Genomic DNA, 11,998 nt, shown 5'->3' with positions numbered 1-11,998 from the left:
CAGACTTGTCAAGCGTTTTATTCAAAAAAAATGGGGGAATTAACAAAAATTAATGATACTACAAACGAGTAATCACAGGCTCTAAAGAGTTTCCGTGAGAGCTCTATCAGATAGAGGGGGTCATTGCTTTTTTGAGTTAAAAACAGCTAAACCCCTTGCAATAGCAAGGATTTAGATATATAAAAACAAAGATAGTGTTTACACTATCATAAAATATATGGAGGTTTATAAATGGATAAGATAAAGCTAGGAAGAACAAATTTGATGGTAACAAGAAGTGGTTTTGGTGCATTACCTGTGCAGAGAGTTTCTTTTGAAGAGGCTAAAAATATTCTAAGAAAGGCTTATGACAATGGAATAAACTTCTTTGATACAGCAAGAGCATATTCTGATAGTGAAGAAAAAATAGGGTATTCTCTTTCAGATGTGAGAACTGAGATCATAATTGCAACAAAAAGCCATGCCACGGACAGGAAAACTTTACTTGAGCATTTGCAGATAAGTCTTAGCAATTTAAAAACAGATTATATAGATATTCTTCAGTTACATAACCCTGATATTCTTCCTGACCCTGAAGATCCAGAAGGTCTCTATGCCGGCCTTTTAGAAGCTAAGAAAAAAGGACTTGTTCGTTTTATAGGAATTACTAACCATAAAATAAAAAATGCAATGGATGCCACCGCTTCGGGACTGTATGACACTGTACAATTTCCCTTAAGTTCTTTATCTGCTGACACTGATTTATTATTAATTGAAGAATGTAAAAAAAGAAATGTGGGACTAATCGCAATGAAGGCTCTTTCTGGTGGTTTAATAACTAATGCTGCCTCAGCCTTTTCATTTCTAAGGCAATTTAATAATGTTGTACCAATATGGGGAATACAAAGAGAAACTGAGTTAGATGAATTTATTTCTTTAGAGAAAAATCCACCACTACTTAACGAATCAATGTGGGCTATCATTAACAAGGATCGCACTGAACTTTCTGGAGATTTTTGTCGTGCTTGTGGTTATTGTCTTCCATGTCCAGTTGGAATTGAAATTCCTACATCTGCACGAATGTCACTTCTTCTTAAAAGAGCTCCTTATCAAGAATTCTTAGAGGATAGTTTTAAAGAAAAGATGGAACTCATAAATAATTGCATTGATTGTGGACATTGTAAAAATCACTGTCCTTATAAGCTCGATACTCCAAGTCTTTTAAAAAAAGAATTGAAAAACTACAATGAGTTCTATACTAAACATAAAAATGCTTAATCAAAGCCCTTCTTTTATAAATAGGAGGTATTAGGATATTTTATAAAAAATATTATTCTTTACTTATTACAAAATTAAATATTTATATACTAGGGGGAGTTCACAAAGTGAACTCCCCCTAGTATATAAATATCCATTATTTAAGTAAAATACAGAAAGCCTACTTCATAGATTACTCACTGGGTACACTTTGATATGAAGATAGAAAGTAAAAACATTCTAAATATTTAGTTAAATGCAGGTATATGAAGTTATCTGAAGTAAAAGTACGGATTTCCTGAGGTCGATATTAGTCTAAAATTTGAATCTTTTAGCTAAATTTGTTATACTATTACTTATACTATAAATTAAAGTAATATGTTTACAATAAATACATAGATCACATACATATATGAGATACTAAAAAGATGTTATTACGTATCTTATTTTGTTGGAATTCATAGCAAATTAAGATATCTAAGATATATAATCTAAGGAGGAATAAATTTATGATAAAAAACAATTATAAGAAACTAGGTGTAATAGCTCTTAGTCTAGCAATTCTAACTTTTGCAGGCTGTAGCAGTAGTAGTAGTAAAAATTCTGAGAAATCTATTGGTGAGCAAATGGGTTGGAAAATTACAGGCATAGATGCTGGTTCAGGCGAAATGGAATTTGCAGAGCAAGCTGTTAAAGAATATAACACAAATTATACTGTTCAAGCTAGCTCAGGCGCTGCTATGACACAAGCACTAGCAGATGCCTATGAAAATGAAGAACCAATAATAGTTACTGGTTGGTCTCCTCACTGGATGTTTTCTAAATATGACTTGAAATACTTAGACGACCCTAAGAGACTTTTCGGTGGCGTTGAACACACAAGTACAGTTGTACGCAAAAACTTAAAAGAAAAAATGCCTAATGCTTATAAAATATTGGATAAATTTTATTGGACTACAGAAAATTCTGAATCTGTTATGCTTGATATTAACGCTGGCGGAGACATAAAGAAAGTTACAAGACAATGGATTACTGACAATGCAGATAAAGTTAGTAAGTGGAAAGAAGGGGCAAAAAAAGTAGATGGCGATGAAATTAGACTTGCTTATGTTGCTTGGGATAGTGCAATTGCATCTACTAACGTAATTGGATCAGTGTTAGAAGATATGGGTTACAAAGTTACTCTCGTACAAGTAGATGCAGGACCAATGTGGTCTGCAGTAGCTACTGGAGATGTAGATGCTATTGTTGCAGCTTGGTTACCAGGAACACACGCTAAATACTATGCAGACTACAAAGATAAAGTTGAAGATTTAGGAGCAAACCTAGAAGGAGCTAGAGTGGGTTTAGTTGTTCCTAAGTATATGGATATTGATTCTATAGAAGATTTAGCTAGATAGATTATAAATAATAGAAACCTCTGTATAGCACCTGCTATACAGAGGTTTCTATTATTTAATATTACTACGGGGTCGTACAATAAATTTATATTTTAAATTTTGATGTTATATCTTTTAATTTTTCCGCACTAACCTTGTTACCGCTAGTAGTATTTTTTATTTCTTCCATCTTATTTACTATTTCTATGCTTTTATCCGATATGCTAAAGACACCTTCTGCACCTTCACTAACAGTACCGGTTACTTGTTCTATTGCAATTGTGATTCCATTTATTGATGTATTTAAATGCTGCGCTGTTTCATCAAATTCCTTCATAAATTTATTGAAATTCTCTGCATCACCCATATATTCTTTTCCCGTACCAATAATTGTTTGATAATTAAGTGAAACTTCTTCATCCATAAAACCTAACATTTTAGTAGAACTAGAAGCTAGATTTTTTACAGAAGTATTTACATTTTTAACTACATTTTGAATATCAGCTGCTGTAGCTCCAGATTGCTCTGCCAGTTTTCTAACCTCATCTGCTACTACTGCAAAACCTTTTCCTGCTTCTCCTGCCCTAGCAGCTTCTATAGCAGCATTTAGTGCTAGTAAATTAGTTTGACTAGTTATATGAAGTATTGAAGATGCAAGGCTATGTATTTCCTCCACCGCTTTTGAACCCACTATTGCTACTTCCAACTCTTTTTTTATATTATTATAAACTTTATCAGTTTCACTCTTAGTCCCCTCGGTACTAACATTAATTCCAATTGCTTTTTTAACAATGCTCTGAGCTATATTGGCCCCCTCAGAAGCTTTCTCAACTATACTATTAACCATATTTTTCATCTCGCCTGAAGACGCAGAGATTTCCTGTGCTGTAGCTGCTGTCTCTTCCATTCCAGCTGATAAACTTTCCGTATCATAAGAGCTTTCTTCTGATTTTACTTTTAATATATCCGTAAGATTCTCAACAATATGAGCATTGCTATTTATATTTTCGGAAGCGTCTATTAAATCTTTTACAACATCTTTTAATGTTTTTCTCATATTAACTATACCTCTAAATATAGTTCCAACCTCATCATTCCTTTTAATTAAATTATCAGTACCCACATCATCACTTAAATCCAATTTAGAAGTTTTATCCACAAGTAAAGTTACTTTTATTAAAGGATCCACTATAATATTTGATACAATTATACCAATTATTATTGAAAATAAACCTACAAGTGAAGCTATTATTAAAATTATTTGTGTCATTGAATCCACTGGTTGTCTAATTTCACTCATGTCTCCAGTAATAACCAATGTCCAGTTTGTAATTGGAACAAATCCATAAGATGCTAACTTTTGAGCTCCCTTATAATTATACTCGGTTGAATCTGGTATAGATTTTTCTCCACTTTTAATATTTGCAACAACACCTTTTATAGATGCATTTTCAACTTCTTTTCCTATTTTATTTTTATTTTTATGATAAATCATTATACCTTTCTCATCAACTAAATATGCATAACTTGATTTACTATTTGAAACACCTATATCTTCCAAATAAGTTGAAAAACTCCCCGCATATACATGAACCGCTATATACCCAACTGTTTTACTAGTATCATCAATTATTGGGCTTGTAAATACTACAACTGAATTTCCTGTTATGTCAGATTTTAAAGTTTCACTTATAGCAAGTCCACCATTTGCGCTAAGAGAATGGTAACTTTTATTAGCTACATTTTTTCCTACAGAAGAATTATCACTATCTGATATTATTATTCCATTTAAATCAACCAAAGAAATTCTTTCAACATCATTAGAAAGATACGTAGCAAATTTATCATTATTTTCTTTTACTACCTTATTATATTGTTTAAGCGAATCTTCATCAGATTTATCCTTTAATTTAACAATTTCCGTTATTTGTTCAGAATTACTTATAGCCTGCAGCTCCGCTTGCTTCTTTTCTATCATAACAGAAATAGTTTCTATTGCTCTTTTATTAACTGACATCATTTCAGCTTTACTTTGATTAAATATTATACTTGATGCCTTTGTATATGTAAAAATAGAAGTTAAAACCATACTTACAATTATTAATACTCCAATAAGAAGTGGTATCTTTCTTTTAATAGACATACCTTTTTTATTATTACTTCCATTTTCTTGATTGTTAGATATCCTATTAATACCTTTACTTTTAATTGCATTTATTACTTTTATTGCTTTTGAATCTTTGTTCCTTTTACCTTTACTTTTTTTTCTGAAATTCCAATATTTAAATACCATGATGCCCCCCTTGATTTTATGAGATTAACAATTGACATATTTATATATTTATACTAACATAAAATCCATACTTTGTAATCACATAATATTGCATTATTTTACGTTTTATTACTATTTTATTCTATTCTCAACAAATATAGGTAATTATCTTCAAGTTTTTCCTGAAGTGGAGTTAAAAAGGCCCCTGGACCACTCCGTATTAATCATATCGGAACTATTTTACTACTTATGTGATATAATTAAAGATATATTTATATAACTTGTAACATAGATAATATAATAAAGCAGGTGATTAAAATTAAAGATCTTTTTAAAGCTTATAAAAAAAATATATTATTTTGTATTATACTGATTATATCTTTGTGCATATCTATAACTATTAGTGCTATTGCCATGTATTTTATATCTTATTACACTCAAAATATATGGTTATTACGCCTTTCATGTGCTTTAATTTTCAGTATATTTCCTTTCATTTGTTGTTCAATTTTCAATATAAAATATTCAAGACAATTTGGAAATACATTTTTAATATTTTTTAAAGTATCAATTTTATCCTACTTTCCTATTTTTATATTAGGATATATAATATCTTTATTTGTAAGCGGTAAATAATTTCTAATATTGGTTATAGTAATGATTTATCTTACAAAAAAATCTTAATAGTCAAACAAAAAATATCCTACATCATAGGAATAGATGTAGGATATTTTTTATTTTAATTTTTGTTCAAATTAAGTTGATAATATTCGAACAAATTTTCTATACCTTTTTGTAAATGTGAGATGATGAACTTTGTGTTCCGTAAATTGCTGGTCTTTTAGTGTTCTTTTGCTGTGAAGATTTAGATTTTCTTTCTTCAATAATTTTTTTCATCATTTCCATACTTTCTTTTGAATCATTTTTCATTTTTTTACCTACTTTTTTTATTTTTTATTTTTTTCAAATTCTAAAAGATTATTTAACTGACATCTTATAAATCAATAATTAATTATATACCAAAAACAAACCTTTGAGTAAACAAACCAAAAAAGTTTTTGTTGCTATTTATCTAAAGTGCCTATTAAACACTTATATTTATTTTAATAACTACAACCTATATTCTTCTTCTCTTGCTTTCTCAAGTGCCTCTAAAAAAATTCCAGGTGGTTGCGCACCAGATACTACATGTTTATTATTAATAATAAAGTAAGGAACACCACTAATTTTGAGTTTTGAAGCAGTTTCTTCATCTTTTCTTACTTCTTCACCATACTGATCTGATTCCAAAACACTTAGTGCTTTATCGCTACTAAGACCGATTTCATAAGCAAGACTAGCCAGTACTTTATGATCAGATATATTTAATGAATCTACAAAATATGCCTTAAAAATTCTTTCTGCTAACTCATTCATCTTACCTTCTGATTTTGCATAATGTGCTACTCTGTGAGCATCAAAGGTGTTTGTTCGGATTAAATCATCAAAGTTAAAGTCAAGTCCTACAGCTTTAGCTTGATCCACTATTTGATTATTTGACGCTTTCGCTTGTTCTACTGGTATTCCATATTTTTTTGCTATAATCTCATGAATATTTTCATCAGATTTCTTTTTAGATGACGAGTCAAGCTCAAAGCTTTTAAAAACTAATTCAACTTCATCTTTATGTTCAAATTTTTCTAAAGCAATTTCTAATCTCCTTTTACCTATGTAACAAAAAGGACACACAAAATCGGACCACACTTCTATTTGCATTACTATTCCTCCTCGTAAAATAAGATATATATTAAAATAATATTTAGGAATTACTGTCCCCTGTTATTTTTACCAACTAAACCTCCACCATTACCTGATGATGAGCTTTGCGACCCATATGTTGATGCCCTCTTTGAGTTTTTTTGTGATGAAGATTTTGCTTTTCTTTCTTCAATTACTTTTTTCATTTTTTCCATGTTTTTGTTTATATCATTTTTCATGTTTTTTACCTTCTTTATTGTTATTTTTTTATCCCTGTAAAAACACCTATATTCTAAATTAATATAGTGAATTAATAATTGCAAGGTATGATTTATATTTCACTAATCTATTATACCCCAGAAACATTCCTTTGAGTGGAATCTTAATAAAACTATAAGTGGTCCTTCCGATATAATATTTGATATATCTAACTTGGAGTTTTCTAAGACTAATACTAAACGAAGAAAAGTTATGCGTATATTCACGTGCATAGTTTAATATACACTATTTTCACCTATTTTGCACCTTTAATACTTTTAATGTTTTGATAATATGATAATAAAGGTATACTGAGTCCATATGCTTTAACCTCGTATTTTCTATTAATTATAAGTCCCCAATACAAATCTTCAGAATGGATTTTAAATTCTAATAAACTGTTAGTATTGTTAAATATCTTTATATTACCATTTTCTGTTTGTGCATAAATTAAATAAGTATCGCCATTATCATGTTTTATTACTCGTTTATTTGTAATAGTTACTATAGTTGTACTTCTGACGAAATGAGGAAAGACTAAAATCAAACCTATTACCATAGTAAATATAATAATTATTATTTTGATTTTAGATTCAAGAAAATTAATTCTTCTAAATTGGTAGTGAATATTCCCAATCATAATATCTCCTTTATTTAAATTAATACCATTACTTTAATGATTATTCTTTTTTTAAAATATTAGAATATAATATAAATAAAATTTTTCTATTCCTATTTGCAACCAATCTTTTTTTCAATTATGTTAAATAATTCATTAGCTAATATGGCTAAACCTGCCGACATTAAGGTTCCCCATAGTATTTTAGCTGTATTTAATGTTCTAAGTCCATCTAACAAAATCCTACCAATTCCCCCAGCATTAATTGATGCTGCAATTGTAGCAATTCCTATTGAAGAAACTACCGCAAGGTGAATTCCTGCAAATATAGGTTTAGCTGAAAGTGGCAATCTAACTTTAAATATAATTTGGCTTTTACTCATGCCCATGCCAGTAGCAGCTTCTATTATTGATGGTTCTACATTATTAAAACCATCTAGAATATTTCTTAATAATAAATACTGATTATAAAACACTAACACAATGATTGCTGTACCTTTGCCTAATCCTGTTAGCGGTACTAAAATTGCAAATAATGCTAAGCTAGGTATTGAATATACCACTGCAAAAATATTCAAAAGCAATTTAGATATTGTTTTTGAATAACTAGCAATAATTGTTAATATAGCTGTAAATGCTATTGAAATTACTAATGAAATTACTACAATTTCCATATGTTCAGTGAACGCCTTTAATAGTTTATCTGGATACCTTAATAAATAATCTATCATAATTCTAATCCTCCAAAAAACAGTTCCTGGCCTCTCGCCGAATTAATTAACGATTCTACAAAATCATTATAAGGACTAGTCACAATATTTTGGGGCGTATCAAATTGCTGTATCTTTCCCTTATTCATTATTAATACTCTACTTCCAAGTTTAAATGCTTCATTTATATCATGAGTTACAAATAAGAATGTTTTCTTTGAGGACCTATAAATTTTTAATAACTCATCTTGAAGATTTATTCTATTTATTGCATCAATAGCACCAAATGGCTCATCAAGTAACATTACATCAGGATTAACTGCTAGGGCCCTAGCAAGTCCTACACGCTGTTGTTGTCCACCTGATAACTTTGATGGATATCTATTCCTAAACTCACTTGGATCTAATCCCACAAGTTCAAGTAATTCATCTACTCTAGCATCTATATCCTCCTTAGACCATTTAAGTATCTTCGGAACTGTTGCAATATTACCTGCTATTGTCATATGTGGAAATAATCCAACCTGTTGTATTACATATCCTATTTTTCTACGAAACTGCACAGGGTCTGTACTTGCAATATCCTCGCCAAAGAATTCAATTCTTCCCTCGCAAGGTTTGTACAAACGATTAATCATCTTAAGCAGCGTTGTCTTTCCACATCCTGAAGAACCCAGAATCGTAATGAGTTCGCCATGTTCGATGGACAGACTTACATGATCAACTGCATTGTATCCGGTACCCTTAAATTGCATGCAAACATCTTTAAATTCTATTGCTGTACTCATTATGATTTTCTCCTTATACTTACTATTTTATTGAGTCAAAATACCCTTTTGCTACTTCTTCATATTCTTTCTTGTCTACGTCAACTGATGCATTTAACTCTGTGATTTTTGCTGTATCTAGGCTAGCACTAATTTTATTTAAAACATCAGAAATATCAGGATTCGCTTCTAATATTGACTGCTTTACTACTGGTGCCAAATTATATGGAGGCCATACTTTTTTGTCATCTTCGAGTAGAATAAATTCTTTTTTTACCAATTGCCCCTCTGTAGTATATGCTGGTGCAACATCCGCCTCATCATTTGATAATACTTGATATTTCAAACCATTGTCGTATATTTTTGAAGATTTAAAGTTGAATTTGCCATAAACCTTCTCAAGTGCTAGGATACCATCTTCTCTCTGATCAAATTCACCTTGTGATGCAAATCTAATTTCATTTGCATTAACTTGCAGATCAGAAATAGTCTTTATTTTGAGTTTATTAGCTATTTCTGTGCGAATTACTAATCCTTGCCCATCATTTGCTGATGAATAATCAAGCCACACTAACTTAAATTGTTTTTCATACTCTGATTTAACTGTATTGTAAACCTCTTGTGGATCTGTATTTAACTTCAATTTTAAAATTGATAATAATCCAGTACCTGTATACTCAGGATACAAATCAATTTCATCATTAACCAGTGATGTATGTATAACCGAACTAGCAATGTTAGGCACTCTCTCTACCTTGTATCCAGCATTCTCAAGTGCTAATGAATAAATCTCACCTACTACTAAATTTTCCGTAAAATTCTTTGAGCCTATACGAATAGTGCCCTTATCAGCACCTCCATCAGCTTTTTTAGCACAAGCAGTTACACCCAATGCTATAATTGGAATTAATAATGTTGACAAGATTCTTTTAATATTTTTTTTCATAATTTTCATCCCACCCATATTTCTATTTTATATTTTTAAGATATTCATTATAAATAATCAATTAATATTTGTACTTAAGTAGGTATTTATCTACACCAGACATAAGTACATTTGCAAGTATAGAAATTATTGCTACTGTACTACCCCCTATAAACAACAAATCTGCCCTATTAAGCCCTAGGCCAGTAAAAATAATATTTCCCACGCCACCGCCACCAATGTAGGCTGCTAATGTAGCACTAGCAATTATTTCAACCATGGCTGTTTTAATTCCTGTAAGCATAAGCGGGACGGCTAACGGTACTTTTACATTCCAAAAGCTTTGAGCTTTCGACATTCCCATTGCAACTGAAGTCTCTATTATAAATTCAGGAATTGTATTAAAAGCTAGTGCTGAATTTATAAGTATAGGTGGTATTCCAAGTGAAACTAAAGCTATTACTGCTGGTTTAACCCCTGTTCCCATAATTGGAATTAGTATTATGAGTATGGCTAAACTTGGAACAATTCTTAAAGTATTAAATACTGTTGTCACCCATTTGTACCAAATTTTATTTTTCGTAGATACTATTCCAAAAGGAACTCCAATAACAATTGCTATTACCAATGATAATAGACTTATTTCTAAATGCTGTGCTACTGCTTGCAAATAAGTATCCATATTTTTTTGGAAATATTCTAGAATGTTTTGCCACATTTATTCACTTCCCTTTTTAAAAAGTATAATTACCTCCATATAATGTTCTAATAGCCTCTATGTGCAACTTTATTAATGCTATTTCTATATATTATGCAAGTTCTTGTAGGCTTACCACCTTCACTTCTAAGACTTCGTAAATCACAATGATTTAAATATACTAGTCTGTCCTTATAATCAATAAATTCAAAAACCTTATTCAGGTTTTAACGCATTAATAAGCAGAAAAAATCCTCCTAAAAATGATATTATGTAAGTAACGACAATTACATAAATATTACGGTTAGGAGGATTAATTTATATGAATATATACCACAAATAACTCAAAATGAAAATTTCTAAGGAAAATATTAATTCCTATAAAACAGCATTGATCTTTAAATATCTTTCCGGATGCTCTGATAGATCTTTTACGGCATCTGGTATATCTTCCAAACTTACCACTTTACTAATTATAGGAGTTACATCTATAGTTCCATCAGATATCAATTTCAACGCTTCTTCAAATTCACCTGCACTAGTTCTTGATCCTCTAATATCAATTTCCTTTTTAGTGAACAGTCCTGTTGGAAGCATTGTGTCTTCTTTTGGCCATCCTGTAAATGCTACTCTACCAGCATAAGCTACATAATCAATTGAATTTCTTATAGCAATATTAGATCCCGAAGCTTCAATTACTGCTTCTGCCATTCTTGCATTTGTTATCTCTTTTATTATTTTTACTGCATCCTCTTTTATAGGGTTAACAGTATGTTTTATACCAATCCCATTTGCAAATTTTAATCTTTCATCAACAATGTCAATGAGTATTGGAGTTGCATTATAAGCTAAAGCAACTAAAGCAGCTAAAAGACCTATGGGACCAGCTCCAATTATAGCCACATGTTCTCCCTCTTTTACATTTAGTCTGTGAATAGCATGTATTGCAATAGTTAGAGGTTCTGCTGCAGGAACTTGTTCCCACGGGATATTGTCTGGGACTTTATGTAATAATTCTGTAGGATGTGAAAATAACTCTGTCATTCCTCCATCAATATGCACGCCTAGTACTTTTAGGTCTTCACAGCAATTTGTTCTACCTAAGCTGCATGGATAGCAATCCCCACAATAGATATATGGATCAATAATAACCCTATCTCCTATCTTTATATCATTACTGTTCTCTCCTACTTCTAACACTTCACCTGCTATTTCATGACCGATGATTCTTGGGTAGCTAATTAATGGGTTAGTTCCTCTATATGCACCTATGTCTGAACCACATATTCCAATCGATTTTACTTTTATTAATGCTTCATTTTGTTTTCTTATAGGCTCTAAAACTTCCTTAATTCCTATTTCTCCTTGCGTTTTTAAATAAATAGATTTCATAATACT

12 protein-coding genes are annotated in these 11,998 nt (G+C 30.6%); 2 read left to right on the top strand and 10 right to left on the bottom strand.

From position 1 onward, the window contains the following. Positions 1 to 231: 231 nt before the first annotated feature. The gene (locus ACJAX4_RS04390) at positions 232 to 1,257 is read left to right on the top strand and encodes an aldo/keto reductase (RefSeq protein ID WP_435788240.1); all 1,026 of its coding nucleotides are present in this window, start codon (positions 232 to 234) and stop codon (positions 1,255 to 1,257) included. A gap of 488 nt (positions 1,258 to 1,745) precedes the next feature. Continuing rightward, entirely contained in the window at positions 1,746 to 2,636 is an 891-nt protein-coding gene (locus tag ACJAX4_RS04385) for a glycine betaine ABC transporter substrate-binding protein (protein WP_435788239.1), read from the top strand. Positions 2,637 to 2,721: 85 nt separating this feature from the next. Here the strand turns inward: ACJAX4_RS04385 and ACJAX4_RS04380 are convergent, their stop codons facing one another. The 10 genes from ACJAX4_RS04380 to ACJAX4_RS04335 all read right to left on the bottom strand — a co-directional run bounded on the left by ACJAX4_RS04380 (position 2,722) and on the right by ACJAX4_RS04335 (position 11,992). Further along, on the bottom strand, positions 2,722 to 4,908 hold the full coding sequence (locus tag ACJAX4_RS04380) for a methyl-accepting chemotaxis protein (RefSeq protein ID WP_435788238.1): 2,187 nt from the start codon (positions 4,906 to 4,908) through the stop codon (positions 2,722 to 2,724). 762 nt (positions 4,909 to 5,670) lie between these two features. After that, on the bottom strand, positions 5,671 to 5,817 hold the full coding sequence (locus ACJAX4_RS04375) for a hypothetical protein (RefSeq protein WP_435788237.1): 147 nt from the start codon (positions 5,815 to 5,817) through the stop codon (positions 5,671 to 5,673). Positions 5,818 to 5,997: 180 nt separating this feature from the next. Then, positions 5,998 to 6,642: a DsbA family oxidoreductase gene (locus ACJAX4_RS04370; RefSeq protein ID WP_435788236.1), complete on the bottom strand. Its 645-nt coding sequence runs from the start codon at positions 6,640 to 6,642 to the stop codon at positions 5,998 to 6,000. 50 nt (positions 6,643 to 6,692) lie between these two features. Further along, positions 6,693 to 6,863: a hypothetical protein gene (locus ACJAX4_RS04365; protein ID WP_435788235.1), complete on the bottom strand. Its 171-nt coding sequence runs from the start codon at positions 6,861 to 6,863 to the stop codon at positions 6,693 to 6,695. 275 nt (positions 6,864 to 7,138) lie between these two features. Continuing rightward, positions 7,139 to 7,522 carry a DUF1523 family protein gene (locus ACJAX4_RS04360; protein WP_435788234.1) on the bottom strand — a complete coding sequence of 128 codons (384 nt, stop codon included), beginning with the start codon at positions 7,520 to 7,522 and terminating at the stop codon, positions 7,139 to 7,141. Positions 7,523 to 7,614: 92 nt separating this feature from the next. Next, the gene (locus ACJAX4_RS04355; protein ID WP_435788233.1) at positions 7,615 to 8,232 is read right to left on the bottom strand and encodes an ABC transporter permease; all 618 of its coding nucleotides are present in this window, start codon (positions 8,230 to 8,232) and stop codon (positions 7,615 to 7,617) included. Then, positions 8,229 to 8,999: an ABC transporter ATP-binding protein gene (locus ACJAX4_RS04350; RefSeq protein ID WP_435788232.1), complete on the bottom strand. Its 771-nt coding sequence runs from the start codon at positions 8,997 to 8,999 to the stop codon at positions 8,229 to 8,231. Before ACJAX4_RS04350 ends, ACJAX4_RS04355 begins: the two co-directional genes overlap by 4 nt. Before the next feature lie 22 nt (positions 9,000 to 9,021). Further along, entirely contained in the window at positions 9,022 to 9,924 is a 903-nt protein-coding gene (locus ACJAX4_RS04345) for a glycine betaine ABC transporter substrate-binding protein (protein WP_435788231.1), read from the bottom strand. 61 nt (positions 9,925 to 9,985) lie between these two features. Continuing rightward, positions 9,986 to 10,621 (bottom strand): ABC transporter permease, encoded by a 636-nt coding sequence (locus ACJAX4_RS04340; RefSeq protein ID WP_435788230.1) that lies wholly within the window; start codon positions 10,619 to 10,621, stop codon positions 9,986 to 9,988. A gap of 357 nt (positions 10,622 to 10,978) precedes the next feature. Next, positions 10,979 to 11,992, bottom strand: a complete 1,014-nt coding sequence (locus ACJAX4_RS04335) for a zinc-binding alcohol dehydrogenase family protein (RefSeq protein WP_435788229.1) — start codon at positions 11,990 to 11,992, stop codon at positions 10,979 to 10,981. Positions 11,993 to 11,998: the final 6 nt, after the last annotated feature.

The sequence above is a fragment of the Clostridium sp. genome (assembly GCF_051278035.1).
Classification (GTDB): Bacteria; Bacillota; Clostridia; order Clostridiales; family Clostridiaceae; genus Clostridium_AD.
The sequence above is the reverse complement of the archived record's forward strand: the minus strand, read 5'-3'. Positions and strand labels throughout refer to the sequence as shown.